Annotated in this window: 24 protein-coding genes, 1 tRNA gene and 1 pseudogene; 14 read left to right on the plus strand and 12 right to left on the minus strand. The window is 68.8% G+C overall.

All coding sequences use genetic code 11. The features are described 5' to 3' along the window. The first annotated feature begins 60 nt into the window (after window positions 1–60). The 7 genes from L593_RS09650 to hemA all read left to right on the plus strand — a co-directional run bounded on the left by L593_RS09650 (window position 61) and on the right by hemA (window position 7,040). A complete protein-coding gene (locus L593_RS09650; protein WP_020446777.1) occupies window positions 61–957 on the plus strand; it encodes a DUF4129 domain-containing protein in 897 nt (298 codons plus the stop codon). Continuing rightward, window positions 954–1,712: a hypothetical protein gene (locus tag L593_RS09655; protein WP_020446778.1), complete on the plus strand. Its 759-nt coding sequence runs from the start codon at window positions 954–956 to the stop codon at window positions 1,710–1,712. The genes L593_RS09650 and L593_RS09655 overlap by 4 nt, the downstream gene beginning before the upstream one ends. Then, window positions 1,709–3,070, plus strand: coding sequence for a DUF58 domain-containing protein (locus tag L593_RS09660; RefSeq protein WP_020446779.1), 1,362 nt, complete (start codon window positions 1,709–1,711; stop codon window positions 3,068–3,070). Before L593_RS09655 ends, L593_RS09660 begins: the two co-directional genes overlap by 4 nt. Continuing rightward, window positions 3,067–3,567: a hypothetical protein gene (locus tag L593_RS09665; RefSeq protein WP_144060742.1), complete on the plus strand. Its 501-nt coding sequence runs from the start codon at window positions 3,067–3,069 to the stop codon at window positions 3,565–3,567. Before L593_RS09660 ends, L593_RS09665 begins: the two co-directional genes overlap by 4 nt. Before the next feature lie 195 nt (window positions 3,568–3,762). Beyond that, the gene (locus L593_RS09670) at window positions 3,763–4,908 is read left to right on the plus strand and encodes an Lrp/AsnC family transcriptional regulator (RefSeq protein ID WP_020446781.1); all 1,146 of its coding nucleotides are present in this window, start codon (window positions 3,763–3,765) and stop codon (window positions 4,906–4,908) included. Between the two features lie 7 nt (window positions 4,909–4,915). Then, a complete protein-coding gene (locus L593_RS09675; protein WP_020446782.1) occupies window positions 4,916–5,659 on the plus strand; it encodes a bifunctional precorrin-2 dehydrogenase/sirohydrochlorin ferrochelatase in 744 nt (247 codons plus the stop codon). Between the two features lie 22 nt (window positions 5,660–5,681). After that, complete coding sequence (gene hemA, locus L593_RS09680; RefSeq protein WP_020446783.1) at window positions 5,682–7,040, plus strand: glutamyl-tRNA reductase; 1,359 nt, start codon at window positions 5,682–5,684, stop codon at window positions 7,038–7,040. A gap of 75 nt (window positions 7,041–7,115) precedes the next feature. Here hemA and L593_RS09685 read toward each other — a convergent pair whose 3' ends face one another. After that, window positions 7,116–8,054 carry a ferritin-like domain-containing protein gene (locus tag L593_RS09685; RefSeq protein ID WP_020446784.1) on the minus strand — a complete coding sequence of 313 codons (939 nt, stop codon included), beginning with the start codon at window positions 8,052–8,054 and terminating at the stop codon, window positions 7,116–7,118. Window positions 8,055–8,351: 297 nt separating this feature from the next. On the opposite strand from L593_RS09685, the gene L593_RS09690 reads away from it, so the two are divergent. Then, window positions 8,352–9,203, plus strand: a complete 852-nt coding sequence (locus L593_RS09690) for an alpha/beta fold hydrolase (RefSeq protein WP_020446785.1) — start codon at window positions 8,352–8,354, stop codon at window positions 9,201–9,203. Between the two features lie 30 nt (window positions 9,204–9,233). Here the strand turns inward: L593_RS09690 and L593_RS09695 are convergent, their stop codons facing one another. Then, window positions 9,234–9,491, minus strand: coding sequence for a hypothetical protein (locus L593_RS09695; protein ID WP_020446786.1), 258 nt, complete (start codon window positions 9,489–9,491; stop codon window positions 9,234–9,236). Window positions 9,492–9,638: 147 nt separating this feature from the next. Between L593_RS09695 and L593_RS09700 the strand changes: the two genes are divergently transcribed. From L593_RS09700 to L593_RS09710, 3 genes and pseudogenes are all read left to right on the plus strand, one after another. Beyond that, window positions 9,639–10,622 (plus strand): Gfo/Idh/MocA family protein, encoded by a 984-nt coding sequence (locus L593_RS09700; RefSeq protein WP_020446787.1) that lies wholly within the window; start codon window positions 9,639–9,641, stop codon window positions 10,620–10,622. 160 nt (window positions 10,623–10,782) lie between these two features. After that, the gene (locus tag L593_RS09705; RefSeq protein ID WP_020446788.1) at window positions 10,783–11,244 is read left to right on the plus strand and encodes a pyridoxamine 5'-phosphate oxidase family protein; all 462 of its coding nucleotides are present in this window, start codon (window positions 10,783–10,785) and stop codon (window positions 11,242–11,244) included. A 56-nt stretch (window positions 11,245–11,300) separates the two neighbouring features. After that, window positions 11,301–11,565 (plus strand): annotated as a pseudogene (locus L593_RS09710) (hypothetical protein); the annotation flags it as partial. A gap of 137 nt (window positions 11,566–11,702) precedes the next feature. Here the strand turns inward: L593_RS09710 and L593_RS09715 are convergent. The 9 genes from L593_RS09715 to L593_RS09755 all read right to left on the minus strand — a co-directional run bounded on the left by L593_RS09715 (window position 11,703) and on the right by L593_RS09755 (window position 22,943). Next, entirely contained in the window at window positions 11,703–13,511 is a 1,809-nt protein-coding gene (locus tag L593_RS09715; protein ID WP_049894033.1) for a glycoside hydrolase family 99-like domain-containing protein, read from the minus strand. Window positions 13,512–14,083: 572 nt separating this feature from the next. After that, a tRNA-Ala gene (locus L593_RS09720) sits at window positions 14,084–14,155 on the minus strand. Between the two features lie 93 nt (window positions 14,156–14,248). Beyond that, window positions 14,249–14,623 (minus strand): truncated hemoglobin, encoded by a 375-nt coding sequence (locus tag L593_RS09725; protein WP_020446791.1) that lies wholly within the window; start codon window positions 14,621–14,623, stop codon window positions 14,249–14,251. Between the two features lie 110 nt (window positions 14,624–14,733). Then, entirely contained in the window at window positions 14,734–15,345 is a 612-nt protein-coding gene (locus L593_RS09730) for a rhomboid family intramembrane serine protease (RefSeq protein WP_020446792.1), read from the minus strand. Window positions 15,346–15,437: 92 nt separating this feature from the next. Continuing rightward, window positions 15,438–15,749, minus strand: a complete 312-nt coding sequence (rpsJ, locus tag L593_RS09735) for a 30S ribosomal protein S10 (protein WP_259369977.1) — start codon at window positions 15,747–15,749, stop codon at window positions 15,438–15,440. Next, window positions 15,746–17,014, minus strand: coding sequence for a translation elongation factor EF-1 subunit alpha (gene tuf, locus L593_RS09740; protein ID WP_020446794.1), 1,269 nt, complete (start codon window positions 17,012–17,014; stop codon window positions 15,746–15,748). The genes rpsJ and tuf overlap by 4 nt, the downstream gene beginning before the upstream one ends. A gap of 256 nt (window positions 17,015–17,270) precedes the next feature. Then, a complete protein-coding gene (locus tag L593_RS09745) occupies window positions 17,271–19,013 on the minus strand; it encodes a hydantoinase B/oxoprolinase family protein (protein WP_020446795.1) in 1,743 nt (580 codons plus the stop codon). Continuing rightward, window positions 19,010–21,181, minus strand: a complete 2,172-nt coding sequence (locus L593_RS09750; RefSeq protein WP_020446796.1) for a hydantoinase/oxoprolinase family protein — start codon at window positions 21,179–21,181, stop codon at window positions 19,010–19,012. The genes L593_RS09745 and L593_RS09750 overlap by 4 nt, the downstream gene beginning before the upstream one ends. Window positions 21,182–21,308: 127 nt before the next feature. Continuing rightward, window positions 21,309–22,943: a TrkA family potassium uptake protein gene (locus L593_RS09755; protein ID WP_020446797.1), complete on the minus strand. Its 1,635-nt coding sequence runs from the start codon at window positions 22,941–22,943 to the stop codon at window positions 21,309–21,311. A gap of 114 nt (window positions 22,944–23,057) precedes the next feature. Here L593_RS09755 and L593_RS09760 point away from each other — a divergent pair, with 114 nt between their 5' ends. From L593_RS09760 to L593_RS09770, 3 genes are all read left to right on the plus strand, one after another. Beyond that, window positions 23,058–24,056 (plus strand): TIGR04024 family LLM class F420-dependent oxidoreductase, encoded by a 999-nt coding sequence (locus L593_RS09760; RefSeq protein WP_187292614.1) that lies wholly within the window; start codon window positions 23,058–23,060, stop codon window positions 24,054–24,056. 306 nt (window positions 24,057–24,362) lie between these two features. After that, a complete protein-coding gene (locus tag L593_RS09765) occupies window positions 24,363–24,680 on the plus strand; it encodes a DUF5779 family protein (protein ID WP_020446799.1) in 318 nt (105 codons plus the stop codon). 90 nt (window positions 24,681–24,770) lie between these two features. Beyond that, window positions 24,771–25,523, plus strand: a complete 753-nt coding sequence (locus L593_RS09770) for an alanyl-tRNA editing protein (RefSeq protein ID WP_020446800.1) — start codon at window positions 24,771–24,773, stop codon at window positions 25,521–25,523. Between the two features lie 45 nt (window positions 25,524–25,568). Here the strand turns inward: L593_RS09770 and L593_RS09775 are convergent, their stop codons facing one another. Then, complete coding sequence (locus L593_RS09775; RefSeq protein WP_020446801.1) at window positions 25,569–26,282, minus strand: J domain-containing protein; 714 nt, start codon at window positions 26,280–26,282, stop codon at window positions 25,569–25,571. Window positions 26,283–26,314: the final 32 nt, after the last annotated feature.

Here is a 26,314-nt window from a genome sequence, read left to right on the forward strand (position 1 = left end):
CGCTTCTCGCGTCGCCGTAACCGAAAGACGCAAACGGGGCGCTGTGGTACGGCGTGGCACATGCAGACGCGTCGTCTGCGAGCGGGACTGGTCCTCCTGCTCGCCGTGGTCGCGCTCGGCGCTGCCGGCGCGGCGGTCGATTCCGGGCGCAGTGGTGGCGGATCGACGGGACTCGGCGAGGGCTCGGGATCGGGGGCCGGGAGCGGTGCGGACGGGCTTCCCTCGATCTCGCCCGAGTTCAACCCGTTCTTCGACGGCGGCATCCTGGCCGCCGCGATCGGCGTCCTGGCGGTCGTGGGGCTCGTCGCGGCCCTCGTCGGTGGTACGCTCCTGCTCCTCGAGAAGGACTGGGACGAACTGAAGGAGTACCTCTTCTCCGCCGGGATCAAGGTCGGCGTCTTCGCGCTGGTCGGCATCGGCTTCTACCTCCTGATGCAGCTCTTCGATGGGTTGCCGGACGGTGGCGGCTCGACCGGTCTCGGCGGTGGGAGCGAGGACGTCGAGGCCGCCGGCGAGGCTGCCTCCAGCACCGGACTCCAGCTTCCGACCGTCGTCGGCATCGTCGTCGTCGCGGCGATCCTGCTGTTCATCGTGGTGACCACCCTCGGTGGCGGGAGCGAGGAGGACGGCGAGGCCGTCGCGGCGACGCCCGACCCCGAGGAGTCCCCGGGTGGAATCGGCACCGCGACCCCGACCAGTACCACCGTCGGCCGCCCACCCGCCGACAACGAGATCTACCGCGCGTGGCTCGCGCTCGCCGAGGAGGCGAACGCCGACGCACGCCGCGAGACGCCTGCCGAGGTCGCCGACCGGGCCGTCGCAGCCGGCGTCGACGAGGCGGCGACCCGAGAGATCACGTCCCTGTTCGAGCGGGTTCGCTACGGCGGTGTAGAGCCAGACGAGGCTACCGAACAGCGCGCCGAGCGGGCGCTGGCACGGATGGCGGGTGACCGATGAGCGCCGCCACCGATCGGCTCCGTCGGATCGACGTGGCGACCGTCGGCATCGCGATCGCCGCCGTGGTCGCCGTCGTCGGCATCGCCAGCGTGTTCAGCACCGTCTTCGACTTCAGCGGGCTCTACGAGGACCGGACCCGGGTGCTGCTGGGCTTCGCGGGTATCGCCGTCGGCGCCTTCCTCGCGAAGCGCTGGATCGACACCGATCCGGGGAGCTACCGCCCGCCGGAACGCGAGCGGGTGCTCGCCGTCGACGTTCCGGGCGAGGAGTTCGACGACCTGCTGCGCTTCCGGGCGATCGCGAAGTCCCCCGAGGCGATCCGGTACTTCAGATCGCAGAGCCGTGAGGAACTCCAGCAAGTTGCGATCGAGGTCCTCGAACTCCACCAGGGGCTCGACCGGGAGACGGCCCGCGCCCGACTCCGCGGCGGTAGCTGGACGGCCGACGAGACGGCGGCCGAGTTCTTCCGCCTGGGCACCGACGGCGGCGCGACCGAGGAACTCGACAACGCGCTCCGGCGCCGCCGAGGCGGTGAACATCCCCACACGAAACGGGCTCGGCGGGCGGTCGAGGCGCTGGCACGGATCGCCGGGCCCGGGACGGACCGCTCGGCCGAGACCGACGCCGATCGCACTGCGGGGACTGCGGAACCGCCTGCGAGCGAGACCGCCGGCACCGGCACAACCGCAACCGGCACTGCCGCGACCGAGCGGGACCCCACCGGGCCCGCCGCTGCGGAGGAGGTGGAGCGATGACCGCCCAGAGCATTCCGGCGGCGGCCCGGACGCTCCCGACAGAGGCCCTCGCCGATGACGACCCCGGCTACGACGAGGAGATTCCGAGGGGTCTCCGCCGCACCAACCGCTGGCGTGGCGTCGCCGGGCTCACGCTGCTCGCGATCGGTCTCGGCCTGCTGCTCGAACAGCCAGCCGCGCTCCTCGCCGGCGTCTTCGGCGTCGCCTTCGCCGCGTACGGCCAGATCGGTGCCGCGCCGACCCCGGAACTCGACGTCGAGCGAACGATCGACGTCGACGAGCCGGCAGTCGGCGACGAGGTTCCCGTCACCGTCACCGTGACCAACGAGGGCGAGGACACGCTCACCGACCTGCGGCTCGTCGACGGCGTCCCCGACGGATTGGCCGTCGCCGACGGCGCCCCGCGTGGCGCGACGGCGCTCCGGCCCGGCTCGGCCGTCGAACTGACCTACGAGGTCGTCGCGACCCGCGGCGCCCACGCGTTCGATTCGCTCGTCGCGATCACGCGGGACGTCACCGGCGCGACCGAGCGCGTCGTCGAGGTCGACGCACCGGATCGGATCATCTGCACGCCGGAGCTACCCGCCGATCCGCCGTCGTTCCCCTTGCGCGCCCAGACGACTCGCTACACCGGCCGGACGACGGCGGAGGAGGGAGGCGACGGCGTCGAGTTCCACGCGACCAGAGAGTACCGGCCCGGCGACCCGCTCAGCCGGATCGACTGGCGGCGAACGGCCCGGACCCGCGACCTCACGACCGTCGAGTACCGTCGCGAGCGCGCCGCCTCGGTCATGCTCGTCGTCGACGCCAGAAAGGCGGCGTACGCGTCCCACGAGCCACACGCCGAGACGAGCGTCGATCGCTGCGTCGACGCGGCGCGCACGGTGGCCGCCTCCCTGCTCGCCGACGGTCACTCGGTCGGGCTCACCGCGGTCTCGCCGCGGGCCTGCTGGATCACGCCGGGGCATGGCCTCGAGCACCGGCTTGCGATCACCACCACGCTCGCCGAACACGAGTCCTTCGCGCGCCGGCCGCCCGAGGAGTCGACCAACGTCTACGGCGCCGGCCGGGAGATTCGCGGCCGCATCGCCAGCGACACGCAGGTCGTGGTGTTCTCGCCACTGATCGACGACGGCGGCGCGCAGCTGGCCCACCGCTTCGACGCCCACGGGCACCTGACGACGGTCGTCAGCCCCGACCCCTGCGTGACCGACACCGTCGGCCAGCAGACCGCGACGATATCCCGAGCGCTCCGGATCACGCAGGCGCGCCACGGCGGCCTCCCGACGATCGACTGGCAGCGCGAGGAACGGCTCGAACGTGCGCTCCTTCGCTCCAACCGGCGGTGGTCGGCGTGAGCGAGCCGGGCTTCGATTCCGGTGCCCCAGCCCCCGGTGTGTCGGCGACAGTGGTGCCGGCGACCGTCGCGGTCGTCGCCGCGGCAGTCGCGGTCCCGGCGGCCGCGCTGGCGCTCCTCGGCACCGTGTCGATGGCAGTCGGCGTCCGTCGCGGGACCCGTCGACTCCACACGACGGGCGGTGCGCTCGCCTTCGGTGGCGTGTTGCTCTCCGCTGGCGCCGGCGCGCCGCCCGCCCTCGCGCTGATCGGCGGTGCGGCCGCGATTATCGCGTGGGATGCTGGCGAGCACGCCATCGGGCTCGGCGGGCAGGTCGGCAGCGAGGCGTACGCTCGACGCGGCATCCTGGCCCACGTCGGCGCCAGCACGATCGCCGCGAGTACGATCGTGGTCGTCGCGGCGATCGTCTTCGTGCTCGCTCGGACAGGAAATCCCAGCGCGGCGACGGTCGTACTCGTCTTCGCCGTCGGGCTGTTCGCGCTCCTGTTGGATCGGTAGCGGTCCCATCGAGCCGGGTCGTCGTACTGAACCGGGTCGTCGCTCCGATCTGGGGCCGTCGCACCGATCTGGGACCGCCGTACTGAGCGAGGATCGGCGCATCGACTGGCGGGCCCCTCGACACTGGGGGTCTGTTCCGGCGGTCGTCAGCCCAGCGCCGCACTCCTTATGCCGCTCGCCCACTGCCGTTCGCACATGGACACGGGGCTCTCGACGCGCGATCGGGCGATCATCAACGCCTACCAGGGCGGCTTCCCGGTCGTCGCGGATCCCTTCGATGCGGCCGCGGAGGCCCTCCGGGAGCGGGGCGCCGAAGCGGGCTTCGACGAGATCGCGGACATCGACGCCGACGAATTGCTCGATCGGATCGCCCAACTGGACGATGACGGGACGCTCTCCCGGTTCGGCCCGCTGGTGAACGCCGACGAGATCGGTGGCACCGCCACGCTCGTTGCGATCCACGCCCCGGAGGACCGGTACGACGAGGTCGTCGAGGCGATCAACGATTTCGACGAGGTCGCCCACAACTACGCCCGCGAGCATCCCCACCTCAACGTCTGGTTCGTGGTGTCGGTCGCCGACGCCGACCGCGTGGACGACGTGCTCGCGGAGATCGAAGCCGAGACCGGGCAGGAACCGTACAACCTCCCGAAGCTCCAGGAGTTCCGGGTGTCGGCACACTTCCCCGTCGAGGGCCCGCTGGAGGGCGACGGCATCGACCTCACGGACGTCGGCGCTGGTGCGGAGTTCGACGCTGATTCGGCTGCCGCCGCGGGCGAAGCCGACGCCAGCGAGGACGACGGACTCTCCGTAGCGGAACTCGACCTCGTCGCCGCGGTCCAGGACGGCCTGCCGCTCACACGGACGCCCTACGCCGACGTGGCCGCGGAACTCGGCCAACCTGCCGAGTGGGTCCGCGAGACGCTCGCTCGCTTCGAGGCCACGGGCAAGATCCGACGGATCGGCGTCGTGCCGAACCACTACGCGCTGGGCTACTCCGAGAACGGGATGACCGTCTGGGACGTGCCCAGCGAGGACGTTACCGCGGTCGGCGAGACCGTCGCGGCGCTGCCGTACGTCACGCACTGTTACGAACGGCCCCGCCACGAGGGCGTCTGGCCGTACAACCTCTTCGCGATGACGCACGGTCGCTCTGAGGCGGAGAGCGAGGCCCGTATCGAGGCGGTCCGCGAGACGATCGCCGACCTGACCGAGGTCCGGCAGTGGGACACGCTGTTCTCGACGGAGATCCTCAAGAAGACCGGCATCAACGTCGCCGAGCGTGCGGCGGCGGACGCGGATGGAGACGAGGAGTCGGCGCAGACCGCACGCTCCGAGTGATCGCCCGATGATCCCACTGGCCCACGACTTCACGAACGAGACGGTGCTGATCTTCGGCGGCGGCAGCGTCGGCGCCCGGAAGGCCCGGCACTTCGCCGTCGAGGCCGACGTCGTGGTCGTGAGCCCGGCGTTCGTCGACGCCGACTTCGGCGACAGCGACCGGATCAAGGCCGTTCCAGCCCCCGACGACCTCGGCGAGTGGGTCGCGCGGTTCGATCCGGCGCTGGTCGTCGCCGCGACGGACGACGAGTCCGTCAACGACGCAGCCGCGTCGGCGGCGCGGACACACGGCGCGCTCGTCAACCGGGCCGACCGGAGCGCCGTCGACCACGCTATCGACGCCAGCGACGACGCAACCGACGCCAGCGACGGCGCAGCCGACGACAGCGCCGCCGACCGCGAAACCGACGCCAGCGACGGCGATCGCACGCTCGACGACGTGGCGGTTCCCGCGACGCTCCGCGACGAGCCGGTGACGGTCTCGATTTCGACGGGCGGCACCAGCCCGGCGCTAGCACGGGTGCTCCGCCAGCGCGTCGAGTCCGAGGTCGACGGGGCTGGCGCGATGGCCGAGCTGACCGGTGATCTCCGGGAGCGGCTGCGCGCCGAGGGCGTCGATCCGGACGCTCGACGGGACGCCGTCCGGGCCGTCGTGCGGTCGCCTCGCGTTTGGACAGCTTTACGTTCTGGCGACTCAAAGCTGGAGGAGATTACCGGGGAACTCCTCGCGGAGGTCCTCGATGACCCGTAATGCAGGGGGTCGAACACACATAATGTTCGGAGGAACCGGCGTCATCACGGGTGTCAGCGTGGCACACGAACACGCCACAGTGGACGAGATCGCCGAGGCTGGCGCCGAGAACCAGCGCGCCGAAATCGCCTGCCTCACCGCCAGGGATGGCGTCGAGGAGGCGTTCGCCCTCCAGACGTGTAACCGCGCAGAGGCCTACGTCGTCACGACCGACGCCGCGGACGGGCGCGCAGCCCTCCAGGACTTCGCGCCGTCGGTCCGCGAGGAGGCCGTCACGCGAATGGACCACGAGGAGAGCCTCCGCCACCTCATGCGCGTCGCCGCCGGTCTGGAGTCGCTCGTCCTCGGCGAGGATCACGTCCTCGGGCAGGTCCGGGAGGCCTACCAGGACGCACGCGGCGTCGGCGGCATCGGCCCGACGCTCGAGGAGGCCGTCACGAAGGCAATCCACGTCGGCGAACGGGTCCGGACCGAGACCGCGATCAACGAGGGAATCGTCTCGCTGGGCTCGGCTGCCGCCGCTTTCGCCGCCGATGAGGTCGACCTCGAGGGCGCCACGGCGGCCGTCGTCGGCGCTGGCGAGATGGGGACCGCGACCGCGAAGGCGCTCGCGAACCGCGGGATCGACGAGTTGCTCGTCGTCAATCGGACGGTTCCACACGCCGAGCACGTCGCGACTGCCGTCGACGTCGACGCGGAAGCACTCGGGCTTCCGTCGATCCACACCGTGCTCGAGACGGCCGCAGTCGTCGTCACGTCCTCCGCCAGCGAGGAGCCGCTGATCGAACCCCACCACGTTGCCGGCATCGACGCGACGACCTTCGTCGACCTCGCCCAGCCCCGCGACGTGGATCCGGGCGTCGCGAGCCGGGCGCCGGTCACCGTCTACGACCTCGACGACCTCGAAGACGTCACCGAGCAGACCCGCCGCCAGCGTCGCGCAGCCGCGGAGACCGTCGAGACGATCATCGACGACGAGTTCGACCACCTGCTCGAGCGGTACAAGCGAAAGCGCGCCGACGAGGTCATCGCCGGCATGTACGAGGGGGCAGAAGCGATCAAGCGCGGCGAGGTCGAGCGCGCCATCGAGCAGGCCGAGGCCGACGGGGACCTCTCGGCCGACCAGCGCGAGGCCATCGAGGCGATGGCCGACGCGCTCGTCAACAAGCTGCTCGCAGCCCCGACGAGTAGCCTCCGGGACGCCGCGGCGGAGGACGACTGGACCACGATCCAGACCGCCCTCCAGCTGTTCGATCCGACGGTCGAAGATGGGCCGAGCGTCGGGGACGAGGCCCCACCTGGATTCTCGGGCGACGCGGCGGGTGTCGCCTCCAGCGACGAGGAGACCGACTCGACGCCGACGCCGGTCGACGACGACTGACCGTTCGACCGATCGGCCGGTCCGGTGCCGTTCTCCGATCGTCGACGGTCGACTCGCTCTCAGCCAGCAGTATAGCTATCCACCAGCAGTGTCGCTGTCGGCCGTGTCGTTGCCGGTCGTGGCGTTGCCGCCCGTTTCGTCGGTCGCGTTGCCGTTCGTTCCGTCGCCGTTCGTCCCGCCCGTCGCGTTGCCGCCGGTGACGTTGCCGTCCATACCGTCGGTCAGGTTCCCCTCGACGTCGCCGGGAACCTCCGCCGGCACGGTCTCGTAGAATCCACTCACCGCCTCGAGAACCTCGTCGGGCGACAGCGCTGGGTCGAAGGGGTCTGGGAACGGCGAGTCGCCGAGGAGGTAGTTGAAGATGGCGGCGTGGCGGGCCTCCACGCTGTGGATCGCGAGCGCTGCACTCAGCAGGTCGGGGCTCTCGACGAGCGGCGCGACGCCCGCGTAGGCCGCGACGCCGGCGTTCTCCAGCGTCTGCCCCACTACCAGCATCTCGTCGACGGTCTCGAAGCCGAAGTCGTACGCCGCCGGCTCTGCGGGCGTGCCGCCGAGCAGGTCGACGGCCTCGGTGAGCAGGTTGGCGTGGATCCGCTCCTGCTCGCCGAGGCGCTGGACGTACGCGTAGACGGCCTGGCGAACCGCCTCGGGCTGGGCCTGCAGGCTCTCGGCGTTCACGAAGTCCTCCTCCGTGAACTGCTCGAGGCCCCGTTCGTAGAATCCACGCTCGAGTTGTTCGAGGGTGAGCGCGTAGTTCAGCACCTCCAGGTCGGTGCCGTCGAGGTTCTCGAAGGCCGGCACCTCGTCTTCGGTCTCGTTGCCACTTGTCTCGCCGTCGCCGTCGTCCTGTGCGAGTCCCATCCCGGCCGCGCCGCCCAGCGCGAGCAGGGTACCCCCCGCGAGCGCCGAGCGAGTCACGAAGCTCCGACGGCTGGTCCCCTCGTCGTCGAACTGGTCACGGACCGACGTCGCGATGCACTCTGCTCTGTCGTGTGTCGTGTCTGGATCGGTCATGGACTGCCGGAAATTGCTGCCGGCAGCGGAGCCACGGTGAGCATACGTTTCGTTATTCACGGGACCTGCTCCGGTATCCTCGGCGTTGTCGACGACGGCGACCGGCTCCCTCGTCGGCGATCGACCGCCCCCGATTTCTGCGGCCCTCGATCCGAAGTAATCTCTGCTAACGCCCGAACGCGTCGAGATGGCGGCGACCGTTCGCGCCGACCCACAGGAGTCCGCCGCAGTCTCCGGCCGCCAGCGGGCGTGGCTCGTGTTGTCGTGCTTAAGGTGTCGGGCCCGCAACCACCGAGCGTGCACGACGGGATCGACGGAGCAGCAGCGACCAACCGCGGCGTCGACGTCACCTACGCGACCGCCGGCGAGGGCGAGGCCGTCGCGTTCGTCCCGACGCTCGGCTACGGTGCCTGGCAGTGGGGCTGGCAGTTCCCCGCCGTCGCCGGCCCGTTCCGGGCGATCGCGATGGAACTGCGAGGCACCGGCGGCTCGGACGCGCCACCGGGCCCCTACGACGTAGCGACGCTCGCAGCCGACCTCGAAGCCGTCCTCGCCGACGCCGGGGTCAGGCGGGTCCACATCGTGGGATTCGGACTCGGCGGCCACGTCGCGCTGGAATACGCCGCGCAGTACGACCGGGCCCGGTCGCTCGCCCTGATCGGCACGACGCCCGGGCTCCCAGAGGGTGACCTGCCGGGCCGCGTCCGGGCCGAGGACGGCACCGACCGCGACCTCGTCGACGCGCTGTTCGCGCCGGCGGGGAATCCCGACGCGCTCCGTGCCTCACTCTCGCCCGCGCTCTCCGCGGCCTTCCGCGCCGAGCATCCCGACGTGATCGAGGGAATCGCCGAGTGGCGAGCGGACGAGGACGCCGACCGGGCAGGCTGGAACGCACAGGCGCCCGCGTTCACCGACTGGGAGCGATCCTGGCCCCCGTACGAGATGACCGAGCCGACCCTCGTCGTCCAGGGCGGCGCCGATCGGGTCGTGTCGCCCGACAACGCAGCCGTGCTCGAAGAACTGCTTCCCGACGCCGAACGCGTCGACTACCCCGACGCCGGACACCTCGTCACCGTCGAGCGTTCGCGACCGCTGAACGACCGGCTGATCGGGTGGCTGGAGCGCCACGCCAGCATCGACCGCCGATGAGCGCGTCCGGATCGCATTCGCCGGGAGCGTTCAGACCGAGTTCCGGCGGTCGACGTCGCCGTCGTATGGCCCGGCCTCGGTGAGCAGGCGGACCTCCTCGCGCTGGAGCAGTTCGTCGGTCTTCCGATCGAGCAGCGCGTCGAAGGTGCCGTCGTCGTCCTCGTGGTTGGCACAGAGTTTGCACCAGAAGTGGTGGTTCGTCGGCTCCCAGGAGCGATGGCCCATCGGGCAGACGTAGCGCCAGCGATCGTGGCGGTTCTCGATCTCGATGTCGACGCGTCCGGGCATGGGGCGAGCGTTCGGTACGTACGCTAAAGGATGAGAGCCTGAAGTGGGGTGAAAGTGAAGGTGCGGGCAGGGGCGCGGCCGCCGTCGAGAACCGGCAGCACCGTCGGCGCGGCGTAGCTTTATCCTCGCCGTCGCCGTCCCTCCACCATGGACTTCGGCGTCATCTCCACCGCGGACATCGGCACGGAAGACGTGATTCCCGGCATCCAGCAGAGCGACCACACCGTCGCTGCCATCGGCTCTCGCGACGAGCAGGCGGCACGGACGGTCGCTGACGACCTCGGCATCGAGCGGGCGTACGGCAGCTACGAGGCGCTGCTCGCCGACGACGGCATCGACGCCGTCTACAACCCGCTGCCGAACGCCCTCCACGCGGAGTGGACGAAGCGGGCTGCCGACCACGGGCTCCACGTCCTCTGTGAGAAGCCACTCGCCGTCGACGAAGCGGAGGCCGCCGAACTGTTCGAGTACTGCGACGACGCCGGCGTCACGCTGATGGAGGCGTTCATGTACCGGTACCACCCGCGGACCGTCCGCGCTCGCGAGATCGTCGACTCAGAACTGGGGGAGGTCCGCGCCGCGACGGCGTCCTTCACCTTCAACATGCGCTGGCCCGGGCACGAGGACGACTTCCGGCTCGACCCCGACCTCGCCGGCGGCAGCCTGATGGACGTCGGCTGCTACGCGGTCAGCGCGATTCGAGGGTTCCTCGGCGAACCCGAACGCGTCCACGCCGTCGCTGCCGACACTCGCGATTCCGGCGTCGACTCACAGCTCACGGGCGTCCTCGAGTACGAGGACGGCGTCAGCGGCCGGGTTCACTGCGGGTTCGACACGCCGAACGTCGAGCGCTACCGCGTCGAGACCGTCGACGGCTGGCTCGAGGCACGACGGGCGTTCGGGCCCAAGCCCGACGAGTCCGTGTCGCTGACGTGGTCGGTCGACGGCCGCGAGGTCACCGAGACGTTCGACCCCGTCGATCACTACACGCTCGAGACCGAGGGATTCGCCGAGGCAATCGAGGCCGGCGAGGCACCGCTCGTCGACCGCGAGGACTCCCTGGGGAACGCACGGGTCCTCGACGCCCTCATGGCGAGCGCGGAGCGAGGCGAGCCGGTGTCGCCGTCGTAGGGGCTGCTCGGCATCTACGGTCCCGGCTCGACGACGCTGCAGTGACATCGGATCGGTCCGCGGAAACCACCCGAACCGGTTCGGTCCCATCGGGTAACGGCGACCTTCGATCCCGGGAATCGGCGGCTCCCTTTTCGCCGGTGCTGTCGTAGTCCACCGTATGTCACTGAGCGAACTCCAGCAGATCGGCGTCGAGTCGATGGACGACGCGGCGATCGACCAGTTCCTTGCGACGCACGGGGTGGGCGTCCTCGCGCTACCCGATACGCCGGCGCCCTATCTGCTCCCGATGTCCTTCGGCTACGACGGCGAGGGATCCCTCTACTTCACATACGTCCTCGGCGAGGACAGCGAGAAGGCCCGCCTCAGCGAACGCGCCGACGCGGCGAGGTTCCTCGTCTACACCGCCGACTCGCCGTTCCACTGGCAGAGCGTCGTGATGACCGGCACGATCGCCGCCGTGCCACGCGAGCAGTGGGACGACCTCACGCTCGAAAACGCCTGGCGGCCGGCGATCTTGGAGGCCGCCGACCTCTCCGGCGGCGTCGCCGTCTATCGCTTCGAGATCGACGAGCGAGAGGGGTACCGCCACACCGGGTTACCGCCGGGGTTCGAGGGATAGGATCCGCGAAGGCGGTACCGTTCGCGGCAGCATCCGCGCGAGCCAAGGCGAGCGTGGTTCACTCACCTCGAATCGAGCACTCCGACGGCCAGCCGGGGAACTTCAAGCTCTATCGAGCGTACCACGAGAAGCTCCGGAGACACGACGGCTGGTACTGCTTCGTGGTGTACCGCCCGACGCGGTCGGGGCTCACGGTGATCACCGACCGGGTGCAGCAGGCTGCCGATCTGCCCCACTCCAATGCCATGGGGCGGTGATCACCGCGGGACCGAACAAGCGAAGCGTGCGATCGAGGACGTATCGAGGGCGTCGTTGGGATAGCGTATCCATTTCCTGAGACATGGCCGGCAAAGCCCACAGATGATCACCGCCACTCGTGACACACCACCCACAGAAACTGTCGGAACCTCCTCAGTCCAAGCGATTCACATGCGGTAGGCCACGTGTTGAGTACGTTATTACCCGAGGCGTAGCGTCTGCGTCGCAAGTTCGTCGGTGATTCTCGTTGTGTCCAACCGCTCGTGCCCGACTTTCAGTGAGACAGCCATATCCGTGGCACCGATCCCAGTGAGATCGATACGGCCGCGGTCAGGCAATGACGGCACACTGATGACGGTTTCGCGGCTTCCCCCGAGCCATTGCCAGCTGTTCGAGTCGGCCTGTTCCGGGCCGGAGGATCCAACAATGAATTCAACCCCCTCCGGGCGCGTCCCAATGTCTGCGTCAAGAACAGTCGCTCCGGTATCGGTTTCGATGGTCAGCTGGTAGAGCATAAACGTCAAATCTCGTCCGTCCTCAACTTGCGGATTCAACTCCGACTCCGGGACGGTTCGCTCGAAAATCAGTCTGAATACTTCGCCCTCAAACGTCGGCGGCTCACGTTCCGCGCTCGCGATGATCTCGGCTGTCGCATCCAGATATGCCGTGCCATGTTGCTCACTGGGCTCGATTTGCGTGTCCTCATACCACTCGTTGAACGATGTCACAAGGACTGGCCCATCGGCGTAGTGGCGTGCGGATTGGCCCGTTTGCTGGTAGATTTCGGGCATTGACGGGACTGGTTCGTTGTCGCGCTGCGTGTGCGTGATTTCAGTATCATCAAAGCCTGGCGCTGCTGTCGGGATGACGTCAACATCGAGATAGTCAGCCGCACGATACCACGACCGATACGTCGATTGCGCCCGCTCAATGAACGCCTCTCGAGTCGGCTCGTTTGGGTTATACACGCTGTACGTCGTGACAGCGTCTGCAACCTCAATCATGGGCTGGCCCGCCAGTGAAGTCCGTACCGGCATGTCCACGATGAGATACGGCTCGACACCCGCGGCCTCGACAGCCGATTGGTACGCACTCTCGACATCGCCACGGAGGTTCTGTGCCACCCAGATATACAGGACCGGCCGACCGTCGATTCGTTTGTACGAGTCCCGGTTGAAGAACGTCTCCGCCAGATGCTGGAGATCGTTGGTGAATCGTTCCAGCGCGTAATCGTCGTCGAGGGCTACGGGATCGCTCCCAAGCCGCCCTGTTGTCTCATACAGAATCGACCAAGAGAGTTCGTCTGCACGAGGGTGCCCAAGAATATCCTCCTGGAAGCGAGTATCGTGAACGCTGTTCGGCCCCCACCAAGAGACGTTCAGCCACGACACACCGGCCTGCCGACACCAGTCTATGTGCTGTTCGATGACGGCTGGGTCGGCGGAGTTGTAGTCTCCTAATACGGGTGTCGATGGCGATTCACGACTCCACTCGCCATCGCGCCAGTCGTGTAGCGGCGAACCGTACCACGGGTAGTAGTGAGCACCAACAGCACGAGCAGCGTCAGGCTTGGCTGCACGGACGACGACTGTCCCGACGTGGTGGTTGCCGACTTCGACGGTCTGTGTGCCCGTCTTCTCAGGCGTGCCCGTGAGCTCGACCGTGGTCGACTCGCCAGGCGCTAGGGTCAATTGCGCTCTATCGAGTTGCTGCCCGCCAACCGTGAGCGGGAGCGTCCGGTTCAGTTCCGCCTCACTAGTGTTCTCCAACTCGAGGCCGACAACGACGGAGTCGCCGTAAATGATACCTGTTTCAGAGAGCGTGAAATCGGCGTTCGCGAGAGGGTCGGGGGTTTCTGAGGGCTGGTCGGTTTGTGTATCCGTTTGCGTTGTATTTTCAGTTTGTGTCTCCTCCTCAGTGTCAGTTGGTTGATTGCACCCAGCGAGGAGAGTCCCTCCGAGCGGCACTGTTGTAGTGAGGAATACCCGCCGTGGGAGCTCTTTATCCATACGGGTTGAGACCGTGTCCATCACAAAAAAGTGTGTATTCCTGATACGATACGTCAGCAGAATGTGGGGTGTTTCGACTGCACTGCCAGCCGCCGCTGCGGAGTATTTTGGGTCTGTGACCTTAGTCACACGCCGAAGGGGAACCCGGCCGGTTCTCCGCGCGAGGCGCGCGCCGCTGCTCGGCTCGATCGTCCGGCCCACAGCCCACAGTGAAAATCAGCTTGTGCTCACGGGATGTTGCTACAACTGATTTGAGTTACAGGAGTCGCAGGATGGGCAGCGATGGGCCCGCCGGTCGTCGTCGCCGTAGACGCGACGGAATCGCTCGCTCACGTGGGCGTCGCAGAACAGGCACGCGGTCGGGGGCGACGAGACTGTCTGAAGGGCTCCGCTCACGCCGCGACACCCCCGTTTCCTTCGATATTTCGCCCGATAACGCGGGGGCGGACTCGGGTTCCGCTTTCCTTCGATTTTCAGCACCGGTTTCTACGCGGGAAACCGAATCGCAAAATCCGAAGCGAGGCGCTACGGCCCTGGCTCGCCGGATAATTCGCAACGAGTAAGGATCGGAGTGGACTCGCTGGGATTTGAACCCAGGGCCTCTTCCTTGCGAAGGAAGCGATCTGCCACTGATCTACGAGCCCGCAGACCATTCTACCGCCCGAATCGCACTTGAGGCTTCCGTTTGCCGATCAGGGACGTGACGCGGTCTCACTCGCCAGACAGCCAGGAACCGGTCACTCCTCGTCGGGACTCGCGAGCAGTTCGGCCTCGAACTGCGCGACGGCACCGACCACGGCGTCGGCGTCCTCGCCCTCGACGTCGTACTCGTCGAGGCTCTCGTAGAGCAGTTCGACGGCGCGCTCGATGTGTGCGGGTTCGAACGGCACCTCGAGGTGGGCGTCCCGAACCGACGGGCCGTCGTAGGTCTCGGGGCCGCCGGCGGCCTCACAGAGGAAGTCGGTCTGCGTCTCGCGAAGTCGCTCGAGGTCTGCGTCGTCGAAGAACGGGCCGAGGTCGGGATCCGCGACGAGTCGATCGTAGAAGTCGTCGACGACCGCCGCGATTGCGTCCTGCCCCCCGAGGCGATCGTAGAGCGTCTCCTCAGTCATATCCGTTCATTCGAGTGACGGCGAAAAGCGCTACCGGTTCGTGCAGCATTCTGCGGAGAACGCGAACGTGTGCGGCCGTGGGCCGACGACGTCCGCCGAGCAGTCGTTCGTCATCGGTGCTCGGGTGGTTCCTCCACGGCGAGGCGATCAGCCGAGAGCACGGTGCCGGCACCGAGGACCAGCCCCAGGAAGAGTCCGGTGAAGTGCCCGACGATCGCGACGCCGGGCTCGGCGGTCGCGAGCGTGACGGCGACGGCGAGCGCGAGGTAGACGACGAGCTGGACGCCGTGTGGCACCTCGAAGCGATCGAGCATGAACCCCGAGAGGCGGTTGCCCGTCACGACGTACCCGATCAGCGCGAAGATCGCACCGCTGAGGCCCAGGACGTGCGCGTCGACAGAGACCACGACATTGCTGAAGACGACCTGCGAGACGTTCGCGATCGCTCCCGTTGCCAGGACGTAGAGGTGGACCCCGGTCGCGCTGGCCTTGCGCTCGACGGCGAGGCCCAGCAGCGCGAACAGGGCGAGATTCGAGAGGAGGTGCCACGGCCCGGAGTGTGCGTAGACGCTCGTCACGACCGTCCAGGGCTGAGCGTCGAGTGGGAGTGCGAGCGCGAAGAGTTCGGCCATCTGCTCGGCACCGACGGCGAGTGCGACCCCCAGTTGGGCGACGTACACGACCAGGCAGATGGCGATGATCTGTGGCGTCGCCCGTACCATACACTACCCAGTTTGCGAACGCGCGACAAAAGGACTGCGCGCGAGTCAGCAGGCGACCGGCGCGGTGCCGGGCCCGGACCGATCCGTTCGCGTCAGTCTTCGAGGACGATCTCGATGCTGACGTCGTTGGGCACCTCGATGCGCATGAGCTGGCGTAGCGCCCGCTCGTCCGCGTCGAGGTCGATGAGCCGCTTGTGGACCCGCATCTCCCAGTGCTCCCAGGTGGCGGTCCCTTCGCCGTCCGGGGACTTCCGGGAGGGGATCTCGAGGGTCTTCGTCGGCAGCGGGACCGGCCCCGACAGCGTGACGCCGGTCTTGTCCGCGATCTCCCGGACGTCGTCGCAGATGTCGTCCAGGTCCTCCGGGCTCGTACCGGCGAGGCGGACGCGTGCCTGCTGCATTATTCCTCGTTGACGCTACGGACCTTCCCGGCCGCGATGGTCTGACCCATGTCGCGGATCGCGAAGCTACCGAGCTCGGGGATCTCGTCCGCGGGCTCGATCGAGAGGGGCTTCTGGGGACGGATGGTGACGATCGCGGCGTCGCCCGACTGGATGAAGTCGGGGTTCTCCTCGCCGTCGCCCTCGCCGCTCGGGTCGAGCTTCTGGTCGATGGACTCGATCGTACACGCGACCTGTGCGGTGTGCGCGTGGAAGACCGGCGTGTAGCCAGCCGTGATCACGCTGGGGTGCTGCATGACGACGATCTGGGCCTGGAACGTCTCGGCGACCGTCGGCGGGTCGTCGGCGGGGCCACAGACGTCACCGCGGCGGATGTCGTCCTTGCCGATGCCGCGGACGTTGAACCCGACGTTGTCGCCGGGGCCGGCCTCGGGCACCTCTTCGTGGTGCATCTCGATCGTCTTGACCTCACCGCCCACGTCGCTGGGCTGGAAGGAGACGTTGTCGCCGATGTTCATCATCCCGGTTTCGACGCGTCCGACGGGGACGGTACCGATGCCGGAGATGGTGTAGACGTCCTGGATCGGAAGGCGTAGCGGCGCGTCCGTCGGCGGCTCGGGCTCCTCGAGCGCGTTGAGTGCCTCGAGCAGGGTCTCGCCGTCGTACCAGTCCGTGTTGTCGGAGGCCTCGGCGATGTTGTCGCCCTCGAAGGCCGAGATCGGGATGTACTTGGCGTCCTCGGTGTTGAACTGGACCTGCTTGAGGAGGTCCTCGACCTCGGAGACGACCGTCTTGTAGTCGGTCTCGTCGTAGTCGACGAGGTCCATCTTGTTGATGCCGACGATCAGCTCGTCGATGCCCAGGGTGCGGGCCAGGAACACGTGCTCCTGGGTCTGGGGCGCGACGCCGTCGTCAGCCGCGACGACGAGGACCGCGTTGTCGGCCTGGCTCGCGCCAGTGATCATGTTCTTGACGAAGTCGCGGTGGCCAGGACAGTCGACGATGGTGAAGTAGTAATCGTCGGTCTCGAACTCCTGGTGGGCGATGTCGATCGTGACACCGCGCTCCCGCTCCTCGGCGAGGTTGTCCATGACGTAGGCGAACTCGAATCCGCCCTTGCCCTTCTCCTCGGCCTCTTCCTTGTGCTGTTCGATCACGTGCTCGGGTACGCTCCCCGTCTCGTAGAGGAGGCGCCCGACCAGTGTGCTCTTGCCGTGGTCAACGTGGCCGATGATGGCCAGGTTCTGGTGTGGTAGGTCGTCGCTCATTGGTCAGCTCGCGCGCAGAGGCGCTGTACCGGGTTGTTTTGCCCGATGCAGTTAAAACCATTTCGATACAGCGTACACTTCATCCCCGTCACGTCTTGCGGTTTGGCACTGTCTACCGCGGGGTTCGAAGCTGGCTACCTGCTGGGAATCGAGTGGACCCGAGGTGCCGGGGGCGTCCTGGAACGCTCCGACGTGGGGAGGAACTCGGCTGGCAGACCGATCCGAGAGCCGGCCCGATCGACGGCAATCACCCGGTTCACTCGCCAGGATCCACGCCGTAGACGTCGCGAGCCCGTTCGGGAGAGCACTTCCCCAGCCGGACGTCACGCACCACCGATTCGGGATCCCGATCCGCCGGATCGCCGAACCCGCCGCCCCCGGGCGTACGGATGCTGATCACGTCGCCAGCGTCGAGTCGTCGCGTGCACTTCGACGGGAGCACCTCGCTCGATCGACCGACGACGCCCTCCGCGTCGGAGCTCTCCAGCAGCACGTCGGTCCCGGGCGAGCCGCCGTCGCCGCCCTCGATGCCGTAGGGCGCGTGCTCGCGTCGATCCCCGAGCAGGCTGAGCTGGGCCGCGCCCCGCTCGACGCGGATGTCTCGTCGCAACCCGAGCCCGCCGCGGAACTCGCCGGCGCCGCCCGAATCCGCCAGCAGCTCGTAGCGCTCGATCGCGAGCGGATAGGCCGTCTCCAGCACCTCGGCCGGCGTGTTGCGGGTGTTGGACATGTGGACGTGGACGGCGTCCATGCCGTCGCCGGCGGCGTGAGCCCCGGACCCGCCGCCCTGCGTTTCGTAAAACGCGTACGCCGACCCGTCGCGGGGATCGGTCCCGCCGAGCGTCACGTTGTTCATCGTCCCCTGCCCGGCGGCGACTGCCCGCTCGGGCGCGACCGCGGCGAGCGCGCCCAGGACGACGTCGGTCACGCGCTGGGAGACCTCGAGGTTCCCGCCGACGACGGCCGCGGGCGACTCGGCGTCGACGACGGTCCCCGACGGCGTTCGAAGCTCGACCGGCCGGTAACAGCCCGCGTTCGGCGGGATCTCGGGATCGGTGACGCACCGAACGGCGTAGTAGGTCGCGGACGCGGTGACGGCGCGGACAGCGTTGATCGGACTCTCCGTCTGTTCGGCGGTGCCCGCGAAGTCGACCGCGAGCGTCTCGCCGTCGATCGTCACCGTCGCCTCGATCCGGACGTCGTCGGTGCCGTGACCGTCGTCGTCCAGCACGTCCGCGAAGGCGTACTCGCCGTCGGGCAGGTCGGCGATCGCGTTGCGCATCCTGCGCTCGGAGTAGTCCTGAATCGCGTCGACGGCCTCGGCGAATCCCGCCGCTCCGTGTTCGGCGATCAGGTCGCCGATCCGCTCGCGGCCGACGTCGTTCGCCGCCGCCTGGGCCCGGAGGTCGCCGCGGCGCTCCTCGGGCGTACGAACGTTGGCGAGGATCGTGGCCAGCAGGTCGTCGTCGAACGCGCCGCCCTTCAGCAGGCGGACCGGCGGAACGCGGATCCCCTCGGCGTAGATCTCCGTCGACTCGGCGCTCACGCTGCCGGCGGTCGCCCCGCCGACGTCGGCGTGGTGGGCGCGATTCGCGGCGAACGCGACCAGCGCACCGTCGTGAAACACCGGCGTCACGAGCGTCACGTCCGGCAGGTGCGCGCCGCCACGGAACGGATCGTTGACGGCGATCCCGTCGCCGGGCTCGAGTGTCTCCGGCGGGTGTTCCTCCAGCGCGGCGGCGACGGAGAACGGCATCGCGCCGAGGTGGACCGGGATGTTCTCCGCCTGGGCGATCATCCCGCCGTCGGGATCGAAGATCGCACAGGAACAGTCCCGCCGGTCGGTGATGTTCGGGGAGTAGGCGGTCCGCAGCAACGTGGCGTTCATCTCCTCGGCGACGGCGCTGGCGGCGTTCCGGAGCACCTCGAGCGTGACCGGATCGACGTCGGTGCCCCCGGCAGCATCGACGTGCTCGTCGGCCCCCGGTTCGTCGCTCACGTTCCCACCTCCACGACGATCGTGCCGTGCTCGTCGACGGTCGCGGTCTGGCCCGGCCGGATCGTCACCGTGCTCTCCGGCCCCTCGACGATCGCGGGGCCAGCGAAGGAAGATTCGGCGGGGAGCAGCTCCCGGTCGTAGATCGGTGCGTCGTGCCAGTCCTCGCCGAACGCGACCGGTCGCTCCTCGACGATCGCGTCGTCGGGATCGTCGCTCGCGGTCGTCGGTGGGCGAAGCGTCGGCGCCTCGATCGGCTCGCGGACCCGGACGCGGACGGTCACCAGTTCGACCGGTTCGTCGCGGGCGGCGTGCCCGAAGCGCTGCTCGTGCGCGTCGTGGAACCGATCGGCAGCTGCGGCCAGGGCATCGTCGTCGATGGGAGCCCCGCCCTCGGTTCGGTCCGCGGAACCGCCACCCCCCGGTAGCTCGACGGTCAGCTCCGAGGCCTGCCCGACGTACCGGAGGTCGAGCCGGCGCTCGACGACGAGCGGATCCGTCGACCCGCCGTCGGCGTCTCGGTCGCCAGCGTCGAAGCGCGACCGGCCCTCGGCTTCGAGCGCCGCGAGCACGTCGGCGACGGTCGCCGGTTCGACGTCGGCCAGCGGGCGCACCATCGACGTCGAGAGGGAGTGGAGCCGATCCGTCGAGAGCAGGCCGAGGGCGGAGAGCGCGCCCGCGGTTCGGGGCACGAGTACGCGGGGGATCTCCAGCGAGTCGGCCAGGGCCGTCGCGTGCAGCGGTCCCGCACCGCCGTACGCGACGAGGTCGAACTGCCGGGGGTCGTGGCCGCGCTCGACGGAGACGACGCGGAGAGCGCGCTCCATGTTCGCGTTGGCGACCTCGAGCACCCCGCGAGCGGCGGCCTCGACGGAGCTGTCCATCGGGCCGGCGACGTGCGACCGCATCGCCTCCTCGACGGCCCCTCGATCGGCGCCGTCCTCGACGATCAGCGAGCCGGGATCGAGCCTCCCGAGGAGGAGCTGCGCGTCGGTGACGGTCGGCGCCGCGCCGCCGCGGCCGTAGCAGACCGGACCGGGCTCCGCGCCGGCGGAGCGTGGCCCGACGCGGAGCGCCCCGCCGTCGTCGAGCCAGGCGATCGATCCGCCGCCGGCGCCGATCGTGTGGACGTCGACTGCCGGCACCGCGACGGCGTAGTCGCCGACGGTCCGCTCGGTCGTGACGGTGGGTTCGCCGCCGGTGATCAGGGAGACGTCACAGGAGGTCCCGCCCATGTCCATCGTGATCGCGTCGTCGGTGTCCCGGAGGCCGGCGACGTACGCGGCGCCCTGGACCCCGGCAGCGGGCCCCGAGAGGAGCGTTTCGACCGGGCGATCCCGGGCGTGCTCGGTGCCGACGAGCCCGCCCCCGGAGGTCATGATCTCGAGTGGCGCCTCGCAGCCTCGATTCGCCACGCCGTCGGCGAGCGTCTCGACGTACTCGCTCATGACGGGAAGCAACGCGGCGTTGAGCGCGGTGGCGAGCGTTCGCTCGTACTCGCGGAGTTCGGGGAGGACGTCTGCGGAGATGGTGACCGGGACCGATCGATCGCCGCCGGTGCCGGCTCGGCCGCTCCGGTCCTCGAGGCGTTCGCGGAGGACCTCGGCGACGCGACGCTCGTGGGCGTCGTTCTCGTAGGCAAAGAGGAGACAGACCGCGACCGATTCGACGTCGCCGCCACCGGCCGCGACGTCGGACCCGCCGGCGGTACTTCCAGCGGTCGCGATCTCGTTTGCAACTGCCTCGACCGCGGAGTCGTCGAGGGGCGTTCGAACCTCCCCCCGCTCGTCGAGGCGCTCGGGCACTTCGAACCGGCGGTCGCGCGGCACGATCGGGTCGGGCTTCGAGGCCGTGAGGTCGTAGAGTTCGGGCCGGTCCTGGCGGCCGATCTCCAGCACGTCGCGGAACCCCTCCGTCGTCACCAGTGCTGCGTTCGCCCAGGTGCCCTCGAGGACGGCGTTCGTGGCGACCGTCGTGCCGTGGACGAGCGAGTCGATCGCTGGGAGCGAGAGCCCCTCGGTGTCGGCGGCCCGGTCGAGCGCGTCGAGGACGCCCTCCTCGGGTGCGTCGGGGTTCGACGGGGCCTTCGTGACCGCGAGATCACCGTCGGCGACCGTCACGACGTCGGTGAACGTGCCACCGACGTCGACGCCGACGCTCGGATTCGACATGTACGAGGGGAGTGTAGCTGCCTACCTAAATCCATCCAACGCGGCGTGATCGGACGGGCGTACCTGACTGTCGTGGCGGTTGCACGGACTCGTACAGTAGCGAGTGGCGAGTTCGAGACGCCGCGGCTCACTCGTAGCGATCGGTGAACGCGTTGACGCCGGGGCCGGTGCCGGCGACGATGAGGTCGTCGCCGGGCTGGATCCGGAAGTCGGGGCCGAGGTCGGTGACGACCTCGTCGTCGCGCTCGATGGCGACGACGGTACAGCCTGTCTGGCTTCGAATCTCGGCGCCCTCCAGCGTCTTGCCGGCGAGGGTTCCTGCGGAGATCCGGACGACCTCGACCTGCGTGTCGGTCGCCAGCACGTCTTCGTCCTCGAGGACCGTCGAGGCGAGCATCCTGCCGGTGACGGTGTCCAGAGAGAGCACGTAGTCGGCGCCGGCGCGGTAGATCTTCCGCACCGTCCGGGCCTGGTCGGCGCGCGCGGCGACGTTCAGGTCGTGGCTCGCGTCGCGAGCGACGAGCGTCGCGAACTCCGTCTCTTCGTCCTCGGGGATCGCCAGGACGAGCGAGGTCGCGTTCTCGATCCCGGCGCGTTCGAGCGCCTCGGGATCGGTCGCCTCGCCGACGACGTCGACGTCGGGATCGTCCCGAACGTCGAGGACAGTGTAGGGGAGTCCTTCCTCGGCGAGTGCGGACGTGACCGCCTTACCGACCTCCCCGTGCCCGACGACGATCGTGTCGCCCCGTGTGTAGGGCCGGGGCGATCCGGTCGAGAGCTCAGAGAGGCGGTGGATGTCGTCGTCGCTACCCGTGACGAGCAGGACGGTCCCGGAGGTGATCCGAGCGTCTGGCGGTGGCGGCGTCTCGAAGTCGCCGCGGAACCACGCGCCGACGACGTTCACGCCGGCGCGCTCCCGGAGGCCGCTCTCGGCGATCGTCTTGCCGACCAGTTCGCTGTCGCGGGGCACCGGGAGTTCGACGACGTGGAAGTCCTCCCCGAGCCCGGCGGCCTCGCCGAGGTCGGGCGTGATCGCGGTCGTGACGAGGCCCGCCAGGCGCTCGCCGAGGAGTGGCCGCGGCGAGACGACCTCGTCTGCGCCCGCGAGTTCGTGGTAGGCTGCACGGTCGGGTTCCTCGACGACGCTCACGATGCGCACGCTCTCGTCGATTTCGCGGGCAGTTAGCACGATGCTCGCGTCGATCCGGTCCTCGACGTCGACGACGAGGGCCCGGGCGGATTCGAGATTGGCCGCCTCCAGTCCCTCGATCTCGTCGGGCTGGGCGTGGATCGCGTCGCCCTCGGCCTCGTAGCGTTCGAGCGCACGCTCCCGGTCTGGCTCGACGAGGACGTGCTCGACGTCCCAGGAGCCGAGTTCGGAGAGCAGCGGGTCGAGCCGATCGGTCCGCGAGACGATGACCACGTGATCCGATAACTCGGAATCGACGCTCGTCGGCACGGCCGTCGCCAGCGCATCCTGGAGCGCCGGAAAGAGGAGAACTGGCAACGCGAGGAAGATCAGCAGGGTCCCGAGCAGGTCCATGGCGATCACGACGAGATTCATCTGCTCGCTCGCCCAGGGTGAGTCGGACCCGTACCCGGTCGTCGTGTACGTCTCGACGACGACCTGCAGCGAGTGGAGGACCGTCACCGAGCGATCCTCGAATGCTCCCATCCCGTACCAGTAGATCGCGGTGAACGCCAGCATGGAGCCGACGAGCACGGCGAGGTAGATCGCCGTCTGGCGACGCCGCGAAACCATACACCGAATCGCGAACCGCGGCGGCTTAACCGTGGTGCCTGCGGGCGTCGAGAAGCCGATCACGGTCGCGATTCCCGGCGTACCGTTATGGGGTTCGGGACGAAACGGACGTTCGTGACAGATCTCGACGTCCACCTGCCCGTCGCCGATCTCCCGATCGACGACGTGGCCGAACTCACGCGCCGGTCGGAACGACTCGGCTACGACTTCGTCTGGCAGCCCGAAACGTGGGGCTCCAACGGCGTCGCGGCGATGACGGTGATGGCAGAACGTACCGACGAGATCGGCATCGGCTCCTCGATCCTGAACGTCTACTCCCGATCGCCGGCCCTGCTCGGCCAGAGCGCTGCAACCCTCCAGGAGCACAGCGGCGGCCGATTCCGGCTCGGCATCGGCCCGAGCGGCCCGATCCTCATCGAAGGCTGGCACGGCGTCGACTTCGAGCGACCGCTCCGGCGAACCCGCGAGGCCCTCGAGATCATCCGCGCCGTCACCGCCGGCGAGACGGTGAACTACGACGGCGACGTGTTCTCGCTCTCGGGCTTCCGCTTCCGCTCGGAGCCACCCGCGGACGCGCCGCCGGTCGACGTCGCGGCGATGGGCCCGAAGGGCGTCGAAATGGCCGGCCGCTTCGCCGACGGCTGGCACGGCATCGTCCTCGGCCCCGGCGGCATCCGCGACCGGCTGGAGGACCTCGAACGCGGCGCGGAGCTGGGCGACAGGAGCCCCGACGACGTCCGCACCCAGATCTCCGTGCCGACCTGCGTCCACGAGGACGGCGACCGCGCCCGCGATCTCGTTCGGGAACACATGGCGTTCTACGTCGGCGGCATGGGCACCTACTATCGCGACGCGCTCGCCAGGCAGGGCCACGAGGACACCGCGATGGAGATCGCCGCGGAGTGGGCCAACGGCAACAAGAAGGAGGCCGCCGCGCTCGTCTCCGACGACATCCTCGACGAGTTCGCCGCGGCCGGCACCCGCGAGGAAGCCCGCGCCGACCTGCAGCGCTTCACCGAGATCGACGGTGTCGACGCCGTCTCGATCGGCTTCCCCCACCGCGCCTCGCTCGACCGGGTGCGGGACACGCTCCACGCGCTCGCCCCCGAGTGATCGACGCCACCGCGGCGCCATCTGCCGGGGCGAAGGTCGCCTGCGCAATCCACCGGGGTGTCGTGAGCCTGGACCAGCCTCCATCGGGTGGGACTGGAAGGGGCCGACCGCTCGATCCGTCCTCGACGACGTAAGCACCGTAGCCGAGCGAGCACCAGCGAGCGAGGCAAGGAGCGCAGCGAGTCGCGGACGGTCGAGCGGGAGGGGGCTTCCAAGTTGTTTGCTGCCGTTAGAGCACTTCCGTATACCCGAAATCAGTTCAATAGCGACGGAGCCTTTTTCCAGATCCAGCGCAACCCTCTGCCCATGAGCGACTTCGACCTCGACCTGCGCGCCGTCGAGGAGCACGTCGAGGAGGCCGAAGCGGAGGAGGAGCAGGACGGCAGTGGCGGCCGGGTCGTCCTCGACGTGCTCGACGGCTCGACCGACGACGAGGAGTGGCTGGAACTGATCCAGGGCGGGAACGTCCTCGTCCTGAACGTGGAGGGCGACGTCAACGAACTCGCCGCAGGATTCGCCCGCGAGGTCCGGGACGCCGACGGCGACCTCGTCCACTTCCGGGGGTTCCTGATCGTCGCGCCCCCCGGCGTCGAGGTCGATCGCGACCGGCTGCAGGCCGACTGAACTGCCGCCGTCCACAGTCGTCGAACGGCCGCTCTCTCGAAAACCGGCACCGACGCCATTCTCAAGTCCGCCGCGCTCCCAGCAACTGCCATGACGGAGACGCCGTACCTCGAGGACTCCTACCAGCGAACGATCGAAGCGACCGTCGAGCGCGCGCTCGACGATCGGGTCGTGCTCGACCGGACGATCTGTTACCCCGAAGGCGGCGGGCAACCCGCGGATCACGGAACCCTGACGGTGATCGACGGGGCGGACGTCGCGGACGGCGCCGAGTGGGCGATCACCGACGTCCAGAAGCAGGACACGATCTACCACCACCTCGACCCAGCCGCGGACGCCCCGGCGGACCCCGCACCGACGCCGTCGGAGGGCGCCACCGTCGAAATCGACCTCGACTGGGAGCGCCGACTCGGCCACATGCGCCACCACACGGCCCAGCACCTGCTCTCCCGAGTGCTGATCGACGAGTTCGACGCCGGAACGGAGGGCAACCAGGTCTACGCCGACGGCGCGCGGATCGACTGCGAGCAGGACCGCTTTACCGAAGCCGACCTCGCCCTGATCGAGACCCGCGTCAACGAGTTGATCGAGGACGAGCGACCCGTCGAGTGGTACGAACTCGATCGCGAGGTGGCCGAGGAGCGCCTCGATCCCGAGCGCACGCGGATCGAACTCCTCCCCGACTCGATCACGGAGCTTCGCATCGTCGAAATCGAAGACTTCGATCGGACCGCTTGCGCGGGAACGCACGTCGCGAACACCGGCGAGTGCGGCACGTTTGAACTGACCGGCCGCGAGAGCAAGGGCGGCGGCGTGGAACGGCTCCGGTTCGAGCTTCGGTAATCGTCGCACCTGTGCCGCCTCGGACGGTCGTCAGGGGACGCTCCGCTACTGGAACGGCGGGCGGTCGAGCGCCGACCGTGCGGCCCGATCGAGTTCGAACTCGACGCGACGTGCCGGTCCGACGCCCGATTGCTGGTCGTAGACGACTGTCTCGACAGCGACGTCTTCGGGGAGCGCGCGGCTCAAGAGAAACGAACGAGCGGTGTCACCGGGCGCGATTTCGACGTCGTCGCTCCGCCAGCGGTCGGGGAGTTTCCGGCGCTTGGGGCGATAGACCGTCGGGAGGTATCGCTCTCCCTGGGAGCCGACGAAACGGACCCGGCGAGCCATCCAGGTAACGGGGCGCCCCGACTCGTTCGTCACGTGGAAGCAGGCCCCGACGCGGCGGCCGCTCTCGACGTGACTCGGGAGCATCGCACCAGTGGGGAGGCGGTCAGTGAGTGTGGTCAGGCGAACCTGGAGCCCGTCGGCTTCGGCGACGAGTTCGAGACCGTCCGCTCCCTGTACAGTCTTCCCCGCGACCTCGATGCAGCGACCTGCGGGGGTGATCGTCGCGCCGCCATCGGAGAGCGGCTCGGTGATCGAACCGCTCCGGCTGTCGCCGACGAGCCGCTCGTACGCGTCTTTGATCTGCATGAACCGCTTCTTGGAGCCGCCCTGGTCGGGATGGTGTTCGAGCAACAGCTCCCGATAGGCTGCTCGAATGGTCGCGTCGTCCGCGTTCGGTGCGACGCTGAGCAGCTCGTGTGGCTCCGACATCTGGTACCATTGTCCGTCCGAAGCTGCTTATA

This window comes from Salinarchaeum sp. Harcht-Bsk1 (assembly GCF_000403645.1).
Taxonomy (GTDB): Archaea; Halobacteriota; Halobacteria; order Halobacteriales; family Salinarchaeaceae; genus Salinarchaeum.